Here is a 17,820-nt window from a genome sequence, read left to right as displayed (position 1 = left end):
TCTTCTTAATTAATAAGATTTAATTGATTATAGACTAAACTACCTAAACAAACATATATCTTAAGAACTATTTAATTTGAAAATTGTTATATTTATGTAATGAAGTTTCTAAAAATAAAAAGGTCCTGAATGGGTTGCGAAGGAGCCTCACAACAAATCTTCAGGACCTAATTCGGAATGGTGCCGCTGTTTAGCGGTTGAGCAAACTACCCACGTATCTTAACAATTCATTAGCGCTAGCAGCCGTATATCCATGTTCTTCAATAAGACGTTTGATCACTTCGTTCATCCGTTTCAACTGTGCAGCATCTGGCGTTTTTGTAGAAGTCGTTATTTTAACAATGTCCTTAAGGTCAGCAAACAGTTTCTTTTCAATAGCTTCTCGCAGCCGATCATGACTGCTATATTCGAACTTGCGCTCCTTGCGGGAATATGCCGAAATTCGAATCAGAATCTCTTCCCTGAACGCTTTTTTCGCATTCTCAGAGATACCGATCTGCTCTTCAATGGAGCGCATTAATCTCTCATCGGGGTCCATCTCTTCATCTGTGAGCGGATCACGGATTTTGGACCAATTGCAGAAAGCTTCGATGTTATCCAGATAATTCTCAAACAATGTTTTGGCGGACTCTTCGAACGAGTATACAAAGGCCTTCTGTACTTCTTTTTTCGCAAGCTCATCATACTCTTTACGTGCCAGTGCGATAAAATTCAAATAACGCTCGCGTTCTTCCTTCGTTATGGAAGCGTGCTGGTCCAGCCCATCCTTGATTGCACGCAGGATATCCAGCGCGTTAATGCATTGAAGATTCTGCTTAATCAAAGCACTGGATATCCGGTTAATGACGTACCGTGGATCAATACCAGACATGCCCTCGTCCAAATATTCATTTTGCATTTCACGCAGATCAGCTTCCTTGTACCCTTCGACCTCTTGCCCGTCGTACATCCGCATTTTTTTCACCAGATCCATGCCCTGTTTCTTGGTTTCTTTCAAGCGGGTGAGTATAGAAAAGATTGCAGCCGTTCGCAACGCATGCGGTGCAATATGCACATGTTTCATATCACTTTGCTGAATGAGCTTGGCGTAGATTTTCTCTTCCTCTGACACCTTCAGGTTATATGGAATCGGCATGACAATCATCCGTGACTGCAGAGCCTCATTTTTCTTATTAGAAATAAAGGACTTATACTCAGACTCGTTTGTGTGAGCCACAATCATCTCATCCGCACTGATCAACGCGAACCGACCAGCCTTAAAGTTCCCTTCCTGCGTCAGGGAAAGCAGATTCCACAGAAACTTCTCATCACATTTCAGCATCTCCTGAAACTCCATCAGACCACGGTTCGCCTTATTCAGTTCCCCGTCAAAACGATATGCTCGTGGATCAGATTCCGATCCAAATTCGGTAATGGTAGAGAAGTCAATACTGCCTGTAAGGTCCGCGATATCTTGTGATTTCGGATCTGAAGGGCTAAACGTACCAATACCGACCCGATTATCTTCCGAGATAATAACCCGTTCCACTCGGACCTTGCTGATATCTCCATCATACTCAGTGCGAAGTCGCATCTGGCACGACGGGCACAGGTTGCCCTCGATCCGCACACCAATCTCTTTTTCTACATCAGGCCGAAGTTCAAGCGGAATGAGATGCAGTGGCTCTTCATGCATCGGGCATCCTTCTATAGCATAGACTGCTCCTTTTTCTGTACGTGAAAATTGTTCCAGCCCTCGCTTCAGCAACGTCACCAGTGTAGATTTCCCTCCACTGACCGGTCCCATCAGAAGCAAAATCCGCTTACGTACATCCAGACGGCGTGCGGCCGAATGAAAATATTCCTCTACCAGCTTCTCAATGGAACGATCCAGTCCAAAGATTTCCTGCTCGAAAAATTTGTAGCGCTTGTGCCCTCCGACCTCTTCTACCCCAAATGATTCAATCATCTGATATACTCGTGCGTGAGCCGTCATCGCAGGAGTCGGGTCCTCTCTCAGCAGTGCAATATAATCTTCAAATGTTCCGTTCCATGACAAACGGTCACTCTCTGCCCGATATTCCGCAACGCGTTCAAAAATATTCATGCTCGGTACCTCCCATGGCTCCTTTAGTGTGATTGTCAACCATTCCGAATGGTATGAAGATATCAATAGAATTACAGCTCCTGCTTGAATACCCTTCTGCGGTCCGGCATAGTCCCGCTATCCTTGTTCCAAAACTCTTGTATGAATGTGAAAAGTGTATTACATACCTATGCGGCGATGAGGATAAGTTGACCTCTTTTTTTTCAAACCTTCACCTTGAAATTTACGTTTTTGTTGATCTATCAGACATCTTATGACCTCAGAAAAAAAAGAATGATTATGCTATAATGAGGGTTCTAATCAAGGATAACGGACCATGAAATGAATGCGGATAAATGATCCAGGAAGGAGTAAATACATGGCTGTACAATACGAAACGGAGCTCTATTCCCCTGTCAAAGCTTTTTTTGAGCAACGTGGTTTCAATGTCAAGGCCGAAGTCAAGCATTGTGACCTGGTTGGAGTTAGAGCAGATCAAGATGAACCTCTTATTGTAGAGATGAAAAAGACATTTAACCTGTCTCTGCTATTGCAGGGGATGCAACGCCTGAAACTCAGCCCGCTTGTTTATCTGGCGGTGGAGCGCAATCGTAGTAAGCGCGGAGCTGTCAACCAGCGCTGGGGCGAGCTAACCGCACTGTGCAGTCAGCTTGGCCTGGGGCTAATGACCGTTACTTTTTACAAAACCAAAGCACCTCTCATCGATGTTTTATGTGAGCCAGCTATGAACTCCGGCACGGGCAGACTTCCCCAGCCTACACGCAAAGGAGGGATACGCCGCCAGCGTCTCCTTAAGGAATTTGGTGAACGGAGCGGAGACTATAATACAGGCGGCAGTACAGGCCGGCAGTTGATGACAGCTTACCGGGAAAAAGCTATACGTGTCGCAACTGCGCTGAGATCCAGTGGTGAATCTTCACCCGCTGTACTGGCACGGCAGACCGGTGTAGGTTCAGCGGCATCGATTCTGCAGAAAAACTATTACGGCTGGTTTGAACGTCTTTCTCGTGGGAAATATATCCTAAGCACCAAAGGTATAGAGGCACTGACGGAACATGCGCTTATGATGCATGATTATGGTCTGACAGATGGAGAAACTGATAACTCGACAGATCAACATCCAGATGGGACATTCTATATCGACTCGGAGGAACTATTATTGAATTCAATCGATGAGATTGCTGATATAGCTGAAGTTGCCGAGGTCACTGAACGTTACCTCCTGAACACAACCAAAAACTGAACGATACGGAGCTTGCGTTATATTTACATTCGTGAAACATAAATAGAATTCGGCTTCCCTGTCACTCCAAACAGCACAACAAAAAACGCCCGTCATCTCCATTCGGAAACGACGGGCGTTTGATTTAGAGCAGTATTGGATCAACTTAGAAGCGTGCTGCTACTTCTTTAGCCAATCTCAAACCAGCTTCTACGATCTCTTGGGAACGATCAGGAGCAGCATTGTGTCCTTCAACAATTACCAACTCAGGGTTTTGGATGCCCCAGAAGTTAAGTACGTTAGTTACATAACGAACGGACATTTCAGCAGATGCCATAGGCTCTGCGGAATATACGCTACCACGTGCGTTCAACAAAGCCACTTTTTTGTCGCCTACCAGACCTACAGGGCCTTCAGCAGTGTATTTGAACATTTTTCCTGCTTGGCTCAGGTAAGAGATGTAGTTCACAAGTGGTGCTGGCACAGTGAAGTTCCACAATGGGAAAGCAAATACTACTTTATCAGCTGCCAGGAATTGATCTTGCAATTGTGCAGCAAGTGCTGCTGCTTTTTGCTCTTCCGGAGTTGCTTCGATACCGTTAGCTGCTTTGTAGCCACCAGTAATTACAGTGTTACCGTAGTATGGAAGATCTGTATTGTAAAGATCCAGCTCAGTGATGGTATCACCTGGGTGGGACTCTTTGTATGCGCTCAGGAATGCATCGTACAATTGAACACTGATTGCTTGATCCGCAGGACGGTCATTCGCTTTAATAAAAAGAACATTAGACATAATGAAATTTCCCCCATTAATTAAAATATATGAGTGTGTATCCTGAACTCGCAACCGTGCTTGCTCAGTATAAAGAAACCAACAACTCATTAATTCACATTATATATAAAAATGTTAGTGGATGCAATAACGTAATCCACATCAATTTGTAACCGATCATTTAACGTCCATCATTTAGCATTGTCTACGAGCTACGCGCGGTGAATTCTGAAATGGCTTCGCTGATCAGATTCATGCCAAGCAGCAACTCATCACGGCCCGGGCGACTGAAGTTTAATCTGATGAATTGTTGATCCAACGTACCTGTAGAGCATAACGTTCCTGGGAGAAAGGAAACGCCCTTCCGTAAAGCTGCTTTGAGCAACGCCTCACTGCTCAGTCCTTCAGGCAGTTGTACCCATAAATACATTCCCCCCTGAGGAATATTATAGCTACAACCTCTCCATCCAGGTCTTTTCAATAATTCAAGCATCAACTTAAGCCTTGTTTTATACTCCTTGTTCAGCATAGACAAATGATCCATCCACCGAAAAGGAGACTGTGCAAGTAACTGATACAATAGACGCTGATTCATCGGGCTGGACTGTCCATCCGCAATGCGCTTCACGGATGTCATAGCCTGGATCAATGCTGGATGTCCGGCGGCCCATCCCGTGCGGAGTGCAGGTGCAACCGTTTTGCTGAAAGAGCCAATGTGAAGGACATGTCCACCTTGATCCGCCGTATCCAGAGCGAAGAGTGAAGGATACTTGCGATAGAACACGCCTGGCTCCAGACCATCAAAATGAAGCTCTCCATAAGAGTCATCTTCTACAAGCAGTACTCCATAACGAGAACAGAGATCAAGCACAGCTTCTCTACGCTCCATACTCCATAGAACTCCCGTGGGGTTAGAAAAGCTGGGTGCAGCAAATAGCAGCTTCGGTCTCACCTGCTGCATGTGCTGTTCCAATACGTCTGGCAGGATGCCGTCCTGATCTCCTGGGACGGGTACAATCGCTGCGCCTTGCATTTCAAGTACTTCAAGACAACCGGGAGAAGTAGGATGTTCAACAAGCACAGGGTCCCCCGGCTCCAATAGCAGACGCATCACGAGATCAATTGCCTGCTGTGTGCCTGTCGTTAACAGAATTTGATCAGAGACAGTCCGTATACCTTTACGCTTATTCCAATCGTTGTTCAGCCATTCCCTTAACGGTGCATAACCTGCTGGCTCACCATACTGCAGAGCAGAAGGACCCGAACTAAACACGGACAATGCTGCTTCTTCCAACAGTTTGAACGGAAAAAGTTCCTCCGCAGGCAACTCTTCAGCGAGTGAAATGAAATACTCCTTGCCAGACATCTCACTTATATCCCTCAGCGGTGAAGACAAAAGCCTGTTGGTACGGGAAGCAAAGAAATATTTCATAGATAGATCCCCCTTCATCCCAAATCCGAAACTGTTCTCGCAGCCGCCCTACAACCTATTCCATCTGGAACCCAAATATAACCGGACGATTCCATGAATAGTTCGATAAGAACACAATCAAGATAATGTTTTAGACTGCCTCGCATATAAAGCATAACGTTCGATCGCCTGTGCTCTACTGCTTACTTCCAGCTTCACATAGATTTTACGCAAATAATTGTCAATGGAGCGTCTGCTCACATTAATCTCACTCGCTATTTTATCATAGGTTACCCCTTGAACAATTCTTTCCATAATAAAAGTTTCTGTCTCTGTAAGTTCAATAAAATAAGGTTCTGTCTTAGAATCGACAGGTTGCCCCCAATCTTCACTATTTAACCAAGCCATAGGTATAGAAACATACCCCTCTCTTAGTCCAGAGATCAGATGAATCAATTGGCTTGGCGAGGCCTGCTTGGATAACATGCCGCTTGCTCCAATACTCATCAAATGGCGAAACAGCTTCACATTTTCTTCATCTGTCAGAATAATGATGTGGGTGTGATTCGACAACATTTTCATTTGCGCTATGTATTGATCCGCCTGTCCCTCTGGAAGACGATAATCCATCAGGATAAGATCAGGCTTGTGCATACTTACCAATTCAAGACCTTCTGTACCTGTCGAAGTCATGCCCCGAACCGTCAGATCCTGTTGCTCTTCCAAAATTAACTTTGTCCCCAACATACTGGTAGGGTGGATATCTACGATGACCACCTGCCATATTTTTTCCATTGTATTTCCCCCTGTTATGTATTAAACAATTGAATTCTACTTTCATCTATGTCTCATAGGCAGTTTATGCGACAGTTCCCGTATAGACGAAGCTAACGTCAGGATATGTCGAATAATTAGAAACCACAGGAATAAAGTTCCACAAAGACCTATTTTCTGACGATTTCTCATACAAAATCACCAGGTTGTCTATCCTTTCATACCAGAAATGATAAAAACATAGTATTATATTCCTGTATTTCTATCAAAAAAAGTCGAAAAACTAACCCAAAGTTCCTACATATTGCATCTATAAGAAATTGTATCCTAGGACTTCCATCCGATGCAATCTCTTTTTACTCTATTATTTAAAGAATTTCATTTTTGCGTAATCAATAGCAGCGTGGTAGAATGAGGATTGATATTTTTTAGCCTTCAATAAATCGAACCAGGAGTGATGTTATGAAACTATCCGACTCGTCTTCTGACATCCATCACACCCGGAGCGGCAAAGACAAGACAAGGTCATCCGTTCGATGGTTTATGGTCATGTGGATTCTTCTCATTGCATTAGGAGTCGTGGGTACCTACTATTATAGTAACCATCTCCAGCAACAGATGATCAACCAGCTTCAGGCCCATACACAACATCAGATTGACACGCTGAAAACCGACTACGAAAAGCAGCTAACAACGATTTCATCGGAGGTAGCGGCATTACAGGAACAAGTTCAGTCCTTTAATGAATTGCTGACTTTCACTAAGGATAATGCAAGCAATAAAACAGACAACAGCAACAAATTGTACACACAGTTGAGTGAAGTGAAGAAACAGCTGGATGCTCTCCAGAAAAAGATGGACTTGCTCAAATGATTACACCCGTCAAACAGGTTAATCGTTTTTTTATGCTTGCACTAGCTCCTTTTATAGGATTAGTCCTATGCTTGCTGTTTTTTCGTCCTGAGCTTGAAGCCAAACCGATCATTCCAGCTAACTTGCCTGAAGACCCTGTAACTTCTCGAACCCAGGCAATCAGCAAAGAACTTGCGGGAGCAAAGGATGCTGCTGTTCAAACTTCTTCTTCTATTAAAAAAACGACCCAACTCTACAATAAAACGACGAGCACCATGTCAACCATTGTACAGAAGGCTACCGTTCAAGCCGCTCGTCCGGAAACCATATATAACAAACGGATTACATCCAAACTCGGCATTCCTCTGGAACGAGTGAACAGTGATCGAATCACTATTGAATTATATCGGGTTAACCCAGGTACTTATACAGGGTATGCCATGAAGATCAAGCTGAAAGATCCTAGCGCAATGCAAATGGCCTTAAGTAGTGAACTTGGCAAATCGGAAACAACACTGCAGGCCGTGAAACGTAGTGGGGCTATTGCCGGTATTAATGCTGGCGGCTTTGCTGACAGTGGCGGCAAGCGTTACCCGCTCAGTACAACCGTCATGAACGGTCAATACGTGAACGGTTTTCAAGCCAGTTTTAAAGACCTGTTCTTTGTTGGACTGAACGATGCAGGCAAGCTGGTCGGAGGCAAGTTTTTCGATAAAAGTTCCCTGGATCGTTTAAAACCACAGTTCGGAGCGACCTTTGTCCCCGTTCTTATGAAAAACGGGAAGAAGACAACTATTCCGGACAAATGGAAAGTATCACCGAAGCGAGCACCACGAACGGTTATTGGTAACTATAAGGATGATCAATTACTCATTATCGTTGTTGACGGATATAACGAGAATGGAAGCTCCGGAGCTACCCTTGAAGAGATGCAAGGCCGATTGCTCAAACTCGGGGTCGTCGATGCCTACAATCTTGATGGCGGTGGATCTTCGTCATTAATCCTGAATAACCGTGTCATCAATAATCCTTCGGATGGAAACCTAAGACCGGTGCCGACTCATTTTTTATTTTACAAATGATGGGATGAGGCATTCCTTTTCTAATTAATATGGTTATAATAGAAGTAAATGAGTTTGTGCAGGAGGTGCGAAGTGTATGTCGTTTTCACTGACGTTCTGGATTATCGCTGTTGTATTAGCGCTCTTTATTACAGGCATTCTCACTGCATCCTACAACCACGACAAAACAAAAGGCCTTTAAGGGCAAGCCTCTCCTCGGAGAGGCTTTTTTTGTTTTTACACACAGAAGAAGACAAGTCTTATAGGAATAATACGCCATTCCTCTAAAGCCTGCCTCCTGTTCTAACATTGGATATTGAAACTGTGGTCCTTCCATTGGAAATCGTGTTCAATAGTTGACAGCACGCTCTTGTGGCACGGATTTCACGTCGTCTGCATCAACCTGATTGGGTCCTGTCACAGACTCTCCTTCTATTAAAGTGACATATATTCGCTCGTGATCAACGGGTTCTCCAGCGATAATTTTAATTAATTGTTCAGCTGCAAGGGCGCCCCACTTCCGTTTGGAGTAATCGATGCTTGCGAGCTTAGGCTGTACATAATTACTAAGTTCAATATGATCGAAGCCAATGACATCAATATGCTGGCCCACCTGGAGTTCACTCTGTGCAAGACGATCGCATAAACCGATAGCCATCTCATCATTAAGACAAAAGACAGCTGCCGGTTCATTATACGTCTCTAAAATCTGCTCTGCCGCTTGCTCCCCTCCGCTTTTCTCGAAATCCCCTGTGATTTCTATCCATTCCACATCGGCCTCACGCTCCGCAACCTGTCTTACAGCCTTCAATCGCTGTACGGAGTCAAACGAACCTTCTGGACCTGTGACAACATAAATCTTTTTATGCCCATGTTCAATTAAATATTCCATCGCCAGTGTGGCACCAGCCTTGTTATCCAGTAGCACCTGATTGATGTTAGGATGTTTCAGCTCCCGGTCAAGCACAACAATTTTATGTCCCCAATCGGCATACTGTATAAGCTCTTCACTTGCAAATGTATGATCTAGAATTATAGCACCATCAATCATTCTTTCTGGCAGCATGCGATGGGACTGTTTACCACTGCACACAATGAGATCATATCCGTGTGTATTACATACCGCCTTCATCCCGCTTAACAAATCTCCGTATACATCCCCACTGAAATCTGTGAGAAATACGCCGAGAATCCGTGACTCTCTCTTCTTTAATGTTCTGGCTGCCGCATTAGGAACATAATTCATCTCTTTAGCAATGGCCAATATTTTAGAACGGGTCTCATCGGTCACTTTGTTGTTTCCATTCAGCGCGTATGATACGGTCGAGATGGAAACTCCAGCTTTCTTGGCGATATCTTTGATACTGACCATCTTTTTCGCTCCTCTATTATGTTGGTCGGGCCCTCCCTAGCGAAAGACCCAACATTAGATTATTTGAAAATCATTTGAAACAAAGAACCCGGCTGCGTTCGGGGAGAGACCGCGCACCGGGTTCATATGGACTGAGGGGGCAGAACGCTACTGCCATCCCCACTCTGTTCATAATATTATGTTTACTTGAATTTCTCGTTCAATTCGTCAAGATAAGGCTGAACCAGAGACATTTTGCTATTTACCCACTCTTTCCAGTTGGCTTCTAAGTCTCCGCCTTTGAGAATCAAGTTGGCATATTCACTTGGATAGTCGAATGAAGCTTGGTTTTTCGCTTTGGAATCGTATAAATTAACTTCCCAATCGTATGGAGCAAGTGATTTACTTTCAGTACCCCGTTTTGCTTTTTCCTTGAACAATTCCACTGCTCTTTCACGATACTCTTTTTTGATTGCCGGGTTTACTACACTGAAGTCATCACCCAGAAGGTAAAGTCCTTCAAAACGAGCAGGATACTTGTCTTCCAATACAGTTCCCTCTGGCAACAAACTTACCAATTCTTTGTTCTCATCGTATTTCCAATCTGTACCTTCGAAGCCCATGTTAATGAGCAATTGTCCCTCTTGAGTTGCAGAGTAATCAATCAGATCCATGATCCGTTCGAATTTCTCATCACTAATCTCCGGATTGAAGATCAGAGCGGACCAGAAGTTGGCTTGCTCCATGTTGCGGTATTTGCCGTCGTCACCAAGAACAATGGCTGTGTGAACAAGATCATCACTGCTCACTCCAAGGTTTTTCCTTATATCAGAATCCAGACCTTGTCTGTAAGAAGCCAGTCCACCCAGGCTGGTGACAGCCGCAGTACCTGTTACTTTGAAGTTATTTTGTCCTTCATTGTTTTTCCATGTGTAGAACTCTGGGTTAAGCAGTCCATCCTTGTACGCTTTTTGCATCAATTTCAAACCAGTCAGTGTTTCCGGGTCTGCTGGACCCCAGTGGAACTGACCATCTTCACCTTTGTAGAAAGGAACATCTGTCATTGCATGCACGCTATTTGGCATAATGATGTTGGTCATTGCATCGGCAGCGTTATAAGACAATGGCACCAGCTTATTCCCTACCTTGCCTGGGTCTTTTTCTTTCACCAGTTCAGCGAACTGATTCAATTCAGATGTCGTGTAGGCATCTTTCAGTTCAAAGCCAACCGCTTTTGCCCAGTCTTTACGTAGTGCGATAACCCCAATTTGGTTCGTTAGCGGATCGGCTGGTTTGTTTTCAAAGTAGATTGGTCTTGGCAGTAGATACGTTCCGCCTGTCAGTTCTTCCAACTTATCACCGAGCCCTGTCAACTTGTAAGCCGCAGCAACATTTGGCCAGCGTTCTTTCCAATCATCGGGGAACTTGTAGAACAGACCTTGATCGATGTTGTTCATTGCATCCCCGTGAACATAGTTCCATACCGCTACATCCGGCAGGTCACCAGAGTTGATCCACAAGCGAAGCTTTTCCCCCCATGAATCCCAGTCAATATAGTTGTAATCCCATTTGATGTTGAATTTGTCTTCCCAGAATTTGTGGAACTCATTGTCCATATTGCCATTTTTCACTTCGGTCAGATTCGCTACAGAAATGGTCAGGTTATCTTTGTAATTTCCATCTGCATCCTTCTCGTTTCCACCCTCTGTACTGCTGCTGTTGGAACAAGCGGATACGACCAACATCAAGAGACAGAGTGTGATCGCAAATAACGATTTGACTGACAACTTTTTGCCCGTTTGCATGCTTTTACCCCCATGTTTTTAGTCGAATTTCTTTTTCATTAAAAACCTATGTGTATGATCAGGTCTTGATAGCCCCTGTTAATACCCCTTTGGCAAAATGCTTCTGCAGCATTGGGAAGAAACACATAATGGGTACCATTGTGACAAATACCGCAGCCATCTTCATCCCCATCGAGAAACTGCTCAGTTTCACAGCGTCTACACTCGATGCATTGGATGCATTCGTTGTGGAGGTTACAATGATGTTTCTTAGCACGTTTTGCAGCGGTAACTGGTCTGCTTTTCGCAGGAAGATCATCGCATCATACCAACTGTTCCAGTAAGCCACGCCGTAGAATAGTGTGATCGTTGCCATAATCGGCGTTGCCAGTGGAAGCACAACTGAGAAGAGAATTCTCCACTCTCCGGCACCATCTAACCGTGCAGATTCCATCAGCGATTCAGGCAATGTGTAGAAGTAATTCATCATCAGAATCATATTAAAGGCACTGAAGCTTCCCGCCAGAATGACGGACCATAGCGTTCCTGTAAGGTGCAGTGATTTCATAATCAGATACAGAGGAACAATACCTCCATTAAAGATCATGGTGAACAGGACCAGGAAAAAAAGTATTTTTTTGAATGGAAAATTGCCACGACTTAGACCGTATGCCATGCTTGTTGTCAGGAATAAGCTAAGAGGCAAACCAACAACTAGCAAAATCAATGTATTTTTGTAACCAGACAGGATGCTTCCATCAGCGAACAGGGCTTTGTAGGAATCTAGCGTGAACTCTTTTGGAAACATTAGAAACGGATTTTCAGCATACTCTTTTTGCGTTGCGAACGAGATCATAATGACATTCCAGAACGGAATCAGGATCATCAGTGCAAGCACTAGCAAAATAGCAAATATCACGTAATCCAGAATCGTCATTCGTTCGGTACCGATTTTCGGTTTTCTTCCGGATTTTTTGCTCATCTCATTCTCCTCCTCTCTTATCGGAACAAACCGTCACCGCCAAGCCACTTGGCAAACCTGTCAGCTAGAAGCAACAGCACCATGTTCACCAAGGAACGGAACAAGCTGACCGCTGTCGAGAATGAAAAGTCGGTGGATGACTGGAACGTAATCCGATAAATATACACATCGAGTACTTCAGATACATTTTTCGTCGCCGCATTCGCCAAGTTAAAGATCTGGTCAAAACCGGAAGACATCAATCCGCCTACGGACAAAATAAACATGACGGTGATCGTTGGAAGAATATTGGGCAACGTAATTCGAAACATCTGCTGCATTCGGGATGCCCCGTCGATCTGTGCAGATTCATACTGGTCCTGATCGATACCGGATATCGCTGCCAGGAAAATAATTGCGCCCCAGCCGCTTGATTTCCAGATGTCGGTCAGCAGCAACATGGGAACAAAATTGGATTCGGATCCAAGGAAATTAATTGTTGGCAGTCCAAGCAATCCAAGCGCACTGTTTACTAATCCGTCATACGCAAGCACATTAATAACTACGCCAGATACGATAATCCAGGACAGGAAATGCGGGAACGTCAGAACCGTCTGGAACCACTTTTTCCCTCTGCGCATCCGCAACTCGTTCAGCAGTAGTGCCAGAATAATCGGGAATGGGAACTGAATAATCAATTTCAGAATGTTAATGTACAACGTCCGCCATACGGCATCAATAAAAGTTGGATCACGGAAAACGTATTTAAAATTTTCAAATCCGCTCCACGGACTCCCCCAGATTCCAAGGTTAGCCTTGTAATCTTTGAACGCAAGTGATAGGCCTCCCATTGGCATATAGGCAAACAGGATCAACCAGACCATTCCCGGAATCAACAGGGTGTATGTCATTCGGTGTTTCCAGATTTCAGTCCAGATGGACTTGCTACGCATGTTTGCCCTCAGCTTTTTGCTAGGTCCTTCGGCTGCAGGTTTCAATTCGCATCTCCTCACTCTACTATGGTGTTGTCGTTATAAAGAAAATCGAACATCGTTTTCAGATGTTGCTCCCAAAATCTCCATTCATGCGTACCAGGAGTCTCTACATATCGAAAATCAAATGCGGTTTCCTGCATGTACTTGGCATAGTCCCGGTTCATGTCTACAAAAGGATCATGGTCCCCGCAACAGGTTAACACTTTAGGCAAAGGTTTTCCTTTCTTCAGCAGACCCGCTGACAATGCATAGATATCCTGATCAGCCTTCACCTGTAACCGTTCTCCAAAAACCGCTTTCATTTCTTTGATCATGCCTTCGGGCATAAGAGGATCACGAAGACGGGCTTGTATGTCCGTTACACCGGATAAAGACACCACTTTACTGTACTGCTCCGGATAAGTAAGCCCACATTTCAGTGCACCATATCCACCCATGGACAAACCGGCAACATACGTTTGGGCTGGATCGGAATTCAGTCGTAGTAATCTCCCACACAAGTCGGGTAATTCCTTCGTGATGTAGTGGAAGTAATTCAGGCCGTACTCCATATCCGTGTAATAACTGCGATTGGCTTCTGGCATGATAACGGTGCAGCCATACTGGGCTGCGTACATCTCAATGGTGGTCAGACGCTGCCAAGTACTCGCATTGTCACCTGCCCCGTGAAGCAGATAAAGTGTACCGCCTGAAGTCTCTCTGGAGTCACTGGACACCACGTGGATGCTCGTATTCATGCATAGTGTGGACGATCCGGTTTCAATCGTTATGTGTGCCATGATCGTAACCCCTTTCATCTTGCTGCTTTTTACTGCGGATGGCTTCCTCTTTTTCTTTTAGCCCTTTTCTTCTTTCTTTGGTTCTTTTTGTTCATTTAGTTCTTTTCGTTCTTTTACTTTTTTCTGCTAATGTTGTGCACTTTGAATATCGAAACGATTCTTTCGAATCGTTTCAAAAGTGTTTAACGCTGATTTAATCATGTTAAGATTACAAACTATTAACTTGGAAGCGATTTCTTCGAATCGTTTCGAGTAAATCATAATCCCGATCAGTAAATCCTGTCAATAACCTTTTTACAATTTCTGCGTCACATTATCGAAAAACAGGCTTTTTTTGTGTTTTAAACTCAAAAGGAACATTTTTTGTGATGAAATTTAGGATTACATATGTGTTATTCAATCAAAATTGACATCAATCTAAGAATGTACTAACATGGATTCTAATTTTGCGATAGATTAACGGAAACGTTTCACCAGATTGAATTTCTTCAGGTGAACACCTGAAACTGGAGGGTTATCATGTCCAACAAGCTAACAGATTTCATCGACATAATTACAGCTCAAGTGCTCAATGTTCAATCTGTACGCGTATTACAGCATGGACAGCTTCTGGACGAATGGCATCAGAATGGAGATTACCGACGTTTACAGCATTCTGTCAGCAAGTCTTTTACCTGCATGGCTGTTGGGCTCGCAGTTCAGGAAGGACTGATTAATCTTGATAACACATTGGGTGATTACTTCCCGCATGATCAAGCCCAGCCAAGTCCGTTGGAGCTTCCCTCTCCACGAGAAATCAAACTCCGGGACCTCCTTCGTATGACTTCTGGTCACGACTCTCCGCCTCTTTGGTCGGACGAACGAGCCTCGCTACAAGAAAAGGACTGGGTGAAGCATTATATGTCTTTATCACTAGACCGAATGCCAGGAGAGCATTTCACATATAGCAGTGGGGATACGTTTATGATTTCGGCCATGCTGCAAGCCGCTGTAGGTCAAACAGTAAAAGATTACCTCATTCCACGTCTATTTGAACCACTAGGTCTGGATAATATCGAATGGGAGACTTCCCCCTTAGGAATTACCCTCGGATGTGCCGGGTTGTGGTTGAATAATGAGGAATTAAGTAGATTTGGACAGTTTCTTCTTCAGGAAGGCCGCTGGAATGGCAGACAACTGGTTCCTTCTGAGTGGATTCGAGAAGCTACGAGTAGACAGATCGAGACAACCGGGGATGGGGATTGGGGACAAGGCTATGGTTACCAGTTCTGGATCTGTTCCCATAATGCTTATCGAGCGGATGGAGCTTATGGTCAATTCTGTATTATCCTCCCTTCCATACAGGCTGTCATCAGTATTAACAGCGAGGAAGAGAACATGCAAGGAATTCTGAATGCTGTCTGGGAGCATATTTTACCTATGCTATGTTAGTGTGGAACAGTGCAGTACTTAACGTAAGCAAAAACAAAAAAGCCAAGGAACCTCAGATTCCATGGCGATTTTGTTCTTACTTTTTATGAAAGCTGAGTCATTTCTTCTAAGCATTGTGCGCATATGTAACGCTCTTTAAAATCATTGACATCTTCCATTGATCCGCAAAAAATACATTTTGGACGGTATCTTTCCAAGATAATATGATCCCCTTGAACTAAAATTTCTACAGGATCCCCCTCGTTCATTTGATACCTTTTACGCAAAGATTTAGGCAATACGATCCTACCCAATTGGTCAACTTTGCGAACTACTCCGGCTGGCTTCATAGCTACGGCACACCTCTCCTATCTCACTCTGAATTTCTAGGTACATTAGTACTATATCTATAGATTCGCCAAATTTTTGTCGAATCCTGCTGTAAATAAACAATTTTTGTCCTTTTTTTGAAAATTGTTTTTTTCAGCAGATTCGAAAGGTTTTGGACGTGTTTTCTCTAATCCAATCCTGGGAATTGGAGCTGACGGAGCGCTTCATAGACTATAATAGCCGCTGAATTGGAGAGATTTAACGAACGGACATCACCGCTCATTGGCATTTTCATACAAGTGTCCGGGTTGGCAGCAATGAGTTCAGGAGGAAGTCCTTTTGTCTCTTTACCAAACACAAGAAAATCGCCATCCTTAAATTCAAAATCCGTATAACGATTTTTAGCTTTCGTGGTTGCGTAGAAAAAGCGTCCCTCAGGGAACTTTTCCTGAAGCTCTGCGAATGAATCATGATACTCAATATGAACTGCATGCCAGTAGTCCAGTCCTGCGCGTTTCAGAGTTGCATCATCTGTCCGGAATCCCAGTGGACGTACGAGATGCAGATGGGTACCAGTCGCGGCACAAGTCCGAGAAATATTGCCTGTATTGGCAGGAATCTCAGGTTCAACAAGTACGATGTGTAATGCCATATGTGTTTTATCCCCTTTTCATCTCACATTCAAGTGTACAACAATCCTCTAATTCTAAAGAAAAGCCCTCCACACGTCAATGTGGAAGGCTCAACCCCGCTATAGCTGAGGTCTCGAAGTCTCACTTCTACTCAGTATAGCATTATCCGTTCGTCTGCTGAAAATGCTTCATAAAATCAGTGAGAGCTTTTACGCTCTCATACGGAGCTGCGTTATAGATGGATGCACGAAGACCCCCAACACTGCGATGCCCTTTCAGACCGACAAAACCTTCTTGCTCCGAAGCTGTAATAAATTTCTTTTCCAGTTCTTCAGAAGCCAGTCGGAAGGTCACATTCATTAAGGAGCGGTCTTCTGATGCCACGCAACCACGGAAGAAATCCCCGGAAGAATCGATTGTATTGTAGAGCAACTCTGCTTTTTTAATATTCTTTTGCTCTACACCGGCTAGGCCACCTTGTTCTTCAATCCACTTCAACACTTCATTAACCATGTATACGGAAAAGGACGGTGGTGTGTTATATAAGGAGTTGTTATCAACGTGAGTACTGTATCGGAACATGGTCGGAATCGTTTTAGGAGATTCACTCACCAGTTCTTCTCGCGCGATCACTACTGTAATTCCGGATGGACCTAGATTTTTCTGCGCTCCGGCATAGATCATGTCAAACTGATTGAGGTCAATCGGTTTGCAGAAGATATCACTCGACATGTCTGCAATCAATGGTACTGATCCAGTATCAGGGAATGACTTGAACTGTGTGCCTTCAATCGTTTCGTTAGAAGTGATGTGAACATAAGCCGTACGTTCAGGCAATTCCAGGTTTGACACATCCGGCAATTTCATGAATTTGTCTGCTTCAGATGAAGCAGCAATCTGTGTCTCACCGATCAGCTTCGCTTCAGACAAAGCCTTTTTAGCCCAACTGCCTGTCATGATATAACTTGCGGTCTGACCTGCACCAAGCAGATTCATCGGCACCATGGCGAACTGTGTGCTTGCACCGCCCTGTAAGAACAGCACTTTATAACCTTTTGGACTTCCCAATAGAGACAAAATACGCTCCTGAGCTTCATTATGTACAGACTCGTATACTGCCCCGCGATGGGACATCTCCATAATAGACATGCCTGTATTACGAAAATCTACAAATTCCGCCTGAGCACGCTCCAACACTTCTAGTGGCAGTGCCGCTGGTCCTGCATTAAAATTATACGCTCTCTTTGTCAAAAAAATCGCCCACCCTTTCCATCCTTAACTGACATATGAAGTAAATATTATCGCTATGATATCAGTATTCCCTAACCGCTTCAAGGGCAATATGCACTGAATTATCAATACAGATCATCAAATTACTTTATCACCCTACAAAGTTAAAG

The 17,820-nt window shown here is 44.1% G+C and carries 16 protein-coding genes; 4 read left to right on the top strand and 12 right to left on the bottom strand.

Going from position 1 to position 17,820, the window contains the following annotated elements; translation table 11 throughout:
• Positions 1–190 precede the first annotated feature (190 nt).
• The gene (locus PQG66_RS01145) at positions 191–2,086 is read right to left on the bottom strand and encodes a PrkA family serine protein kinase (RefSeq protein WP_272034199.1); all 1,896 of its coding nucleotides are present in this window, start codon (positions 2,084–2,086) and stop codon (positions 191–193) included.
• Between the two features lie 358 nt (positions 2,087–2,444).
• Here PQG66_RS01145 and PQG66_RS01140 point away from each other — a divergent pair, with 358 nt between their 5' ends.
• Positions 2,445–3,329, top strand: a complete 885-nt coding sequence (locus PQG66_RS01140) for a DUF2161 domain-containing phosphodiesterase (protein WP_272034197.1) — start codon at positions 2,445–2,447, stop codon at positions 3,327–3,329.
• Positions 3,330–3,474: 145 nt separating this feature from the next.
• Here the strand turns inward: PQG66_RS01140 and PQG66_RS01135 are convergent, their stop codons facing one another.
• The 3 genes from PQG66_RS01135 to PQG66_RS01125 form a co-directional block, all read right to left on the bottom strand.
• Positions 3,475–4,101 (bottom strand): FMN-dependent NADH-azoreductase, encoded by a 627-nt coding sequence (locus PQG66_RS01135; protein ID WP_272034195.1) that lies wholly within the window; start codon positions 4,099–4,101, stop codon positions 3,475–3,477.
• Between the two features lie 184 nt (positions 4,102–4,285).
• On the bottom strand, positions 4,286–5,512 hold the full coding sequence (locus PQG66_RS01130) for an aminotransferase-like domain-containing protein (protein WP_272034193.1): 1,227 nt from the start codon (positions 5,510–5,512) through the stop codon (positions 4,286–4,288).
• Between the two features lie 117 nt (positions 5,513–5,629).
• Positions 5,630–6,286 carry a response regulator gene (locus PQG66_RS01125; RefSeq protein ID WP_272034191.1) on the bottom strand — a complete coding sequence of 219 codons (657 nt, stop codon included), beginning with the start codon at positions 6,284–6,286 and terminating at the stop codon, positions 5,630–5,632.
• A gap of 441 nt (positions 6,287–6,727) precedes the next feature.
• Between PQG66_RS01125 and PQG66_RS01120 the strand changes: the two genes are divergently transcribed.
• Both PQG66_RS01120 and PQG66_RS01115 read left to right on the top strand, forming a co-directional pair.
• A complete protein-coding gene (locus tag PQG66_RS01120; protein ID WP_272034189.1) occupies positions 6,728–7,138 on the top strand; it encodes a hypothetical protein in 411 nt (136 codons plus the stop codon).
• Positions 7,135–8,199: a phosphodiester glycosidase family protein gene (locus PQG66_RS01115; protein ID WP_272034187.1), complete on the top strand. Its 1,065-nt coding sequence runs from the start codon at positions 7,135–7,137 to the stop codon at positions 8,197–8,199. Before PQG66_RS01120 ends, PQG66_RS01115 begins: the two co-directional genes overlap by 4 nt.
• A 328-nt stretch (positions 8,200–8,527) precedes the next feature.
• Here PQG66_RS01115 and PQG66_RS01110 read toward each other — a convergent pair whose 3' ends face one another.
• The 5 genes from PQG66_RS01110 to PQG66_RS01090 all read right to left on the bottom strand — a co-directional run bounded on the left by PQG66_RS01110 (position 8,528) and on the right by PQG66_RS01090 (position 14,048).
• Positions 8,528–9,550 carry a LacI family DNA-binding transcriptional regulator gene (locus PQG66_RS01110; RefSeq protein ID WP_272034185.1) on the bottom strand — a complete coding sequence of 341 codons (1,023 nt, stop codon included), beginning with the start codon at positions 9,548–9,550 and terminating at the stop codon, positions 8,528–8,530.
• 182 nt (positions 9,551–9,732) lie between these two features.
• Positions 9,733–11,334 (bottom strand): ABC transporter substrate-binding protein, encoded by a 1,602-nt coding sequence (locus PQG66_RS01105; RefSeq protein WP_272034183.1) that lies wholly within the window; start codon positions 11,332–11,334, stop codon positions 9,733–9,735.
• 58 nt (positions 11,335–11,392) lie between these two features.
• Complete coding sequence (locus tag PQG66_RS01100) at positions 11,393–12,295, bottom strand: carbohydrate ABC transporter permease (protein ID WP_272034181.1); 903 nt, start codon at positions 12,293–12,295, stop codon at positions 11,393–11,395.
• Between the two features lie 17 nt (positions 12,296–12,312).
• Positions 12,313–13,272 carry an ABC transporter permease gene (locus PQG66_RS01095; protein ID WP_272034179.1) on the bottom strand — a complete coding sequence of 320 codons (960 nt, stop codon included), beginning with the start codon at positions 13,270–13,272 and terminating at the stop codon, positions 12,313–12,315.
• An 11-nt stretch (positions 13,273–13,283) separates the two neighbouring features.
• The gene (locus PQG66_RS01090; protein ID WP_272034176.1) at positions 13,284–14,048 is read right to left on the bottom strand and encodes an alpha/beta hydrolase; all 765 of its coding nucleotides are present in this window, start codon (positions 14,046–14,048) and stop codon (positions 13,284–13,286) included.
• A 519-nt stretch (positions 14,049–14,567) separates the two neighbouring features.
• Between PQG66_RS01090 and PQG66_RS01085 the strand changes: the two genes are divergently transcribed.
• The gene (locus PQG66_RS01085) at positions 14,568–15,479 is read left to right on the top strand and encodes a serine hydrolase domain-containing protein (RefSeq protein WP_272034174.1); all 912 of its coding nucleotides are present in this window, start codon (positions 14,568–14,570) and stop codon (positions 15,477–15,479) included.
• A gap of 83 nt (positions 15,480–15,562) precedes the next feature.
• Here PQG66_RS01085 and PQG66_RS01080 read toward each other — a convergent pair whose 3' ends face one another.
• The 3 genes from PQG66_RS01080 to serC form a co-directional block, all read right to left on the bottom strand.
• Positions 15,563–15,808 (bottom strand): AbrB/MazE/SpoVT family DNA-binding domain-containing protein, encoded by a 246-nt coding sequence (locus PQG66_RS01080; protein WP_090919903.1) that lies wholly within the window; start codon positions 15,806–15,808, stop codon positions 15,563–15,565.
• Positions 15,809–15,975: 167 nt separating this feature from the next.
• Positions 15,976–16,440 carry a tRNA (uridine(34)/cytosine(34)/5-carboxymethylaminomethyluridine(34)-2'-O)-methyltransferase TrmL gene (gene trmL, locus PQG66_RS01075; protein WP_272034164.1) on the bottom strand — a complete coding sequence of 155 codons (465 nt, stop codon included), beginning with the start codon at positions 16,438–16,440 and terminating at the stop codon, positions 15,976–15,978.
• Between the two features lie 142 nt (positions 16,441–16,582).
• Positions 16,583–17,671 (bottom strand): 3-phosphoserine/phosphohydroxythreonine transaminase, encoded by a 1,089-nt coding sequence (gene serC, locus PQG66_RS01070; RefSeq protein ID WP_272034163.1) that lies wholly within the window; start codon positions 17,669–17,671, stop codon positions 16,583–16,585.
• Positions 17,672–17,820: the final 149 nt, after the last annotated feature.

The sequence above is a fragment of the Paenibacillus sp. JJ-100 genome (assembly GCF_948329825.1).
Lineage (GTDB): Bacteria > Bacillota > Bacilli > Paenibacillales > Paenibacillaceae > Paenibacillus.
This window is presented reverse-complemented; position numbering and strand designations above follow the sequence as displayed.

Coding starts and splice junctions, on each gene's coding strand:
- PQG66_RS01110 (WP_272034185.1), bottom strand. CDS start 9,550: ATGGTCAGTATCAAAGATATCGCCAAGAAAGCTGGAGTTTCCATCTCG.
- PQG66_RS01145 (WP_272034199.1), bottom strand. CDS start 2,086: ATGAATATTTTTGAACGCGTTGCGGAATATCGGGCAGAGAGTGACCGT.
- PQG66_RS01090 (WP_272034176.1), bottom strand. CDS start 14,048: ATGGCACACATAACGATTGAAACCGGATCGTCCACACTATGCATGAAT.
- PQG66_RS01085 (WP_272034174.1), top strand. CDS start 14,568: ATGTCCAACAAGCTAACAGATTTCATCGACATAATTACAGCTCAAGTG.
- PQG66_RS01100 (WP_272034181.1), bottom strand. CDS start 12,295: ATGAGCAAAAAATCCGGAAGAAAACCGAAAATCGGTACCGAACGAATG.
- PQG66_RS01125 (WP_272034191.1), bottom strand. CDS start 6,286: ATGGAAAAAATATGGCAGGTGGTCATCGTAGATATCCACCCTACCAGT.
- PQG66_RS01080 (WP_090919903.1), bottom strand. CDS start 15,808: ATGAAGCCAGCCGGAGTAGTTCGCAAAGTTGACCAATTGGGTAGGATC.
- PQG66_RS01120 (WP_272034189.1), top strand. CDS start 6,728: ATGAAACTATCCGACTCGTCTTCTGACATCCATCACACCCGGAGCGGC.
- PQG66_RS01140 (WP_272034197.1), top strand. CDS start 2,445: ATGGCTGTACAATACGAAACGGAGCTCTATTCCCCTGTCAAAGCTTTT.
- PQG66_RS01130 (WP_272034193.1), bottom strand. CDS start 5,512: ATGAAATATTTCTTTGCTTCCCGTACCAACAGGCTTTTGTCTTCACCG.
- PQG66_RS01115 (WP_272034187.1), top strand. CDS start 7,135: ATGATTACACCCGTCAAACAGGTTAATCGTTTTTTTATGCTTGCACTA.
- PQG66_RS01135 (WP_272034195.1), bottom strand. CDS start 4,101: ATGTCTAATGTTCTTTTTATTAAAGCGAATGACCGTCCTGCGGATCAA.
- trmL (WP_272034164.1), bottom strand. CDS start 16,440: ATGGCATTACACATCGTACTTGTTGAACCTGAGATTCCTGCCAATACA.
- PQG66_RS01105 (WP_272034183.1), bottom strand. CDS start 11,334: ATGCAAACGGGCAAAAAGTTGTCAGTCAAATCGTTATTTGCGATCACA.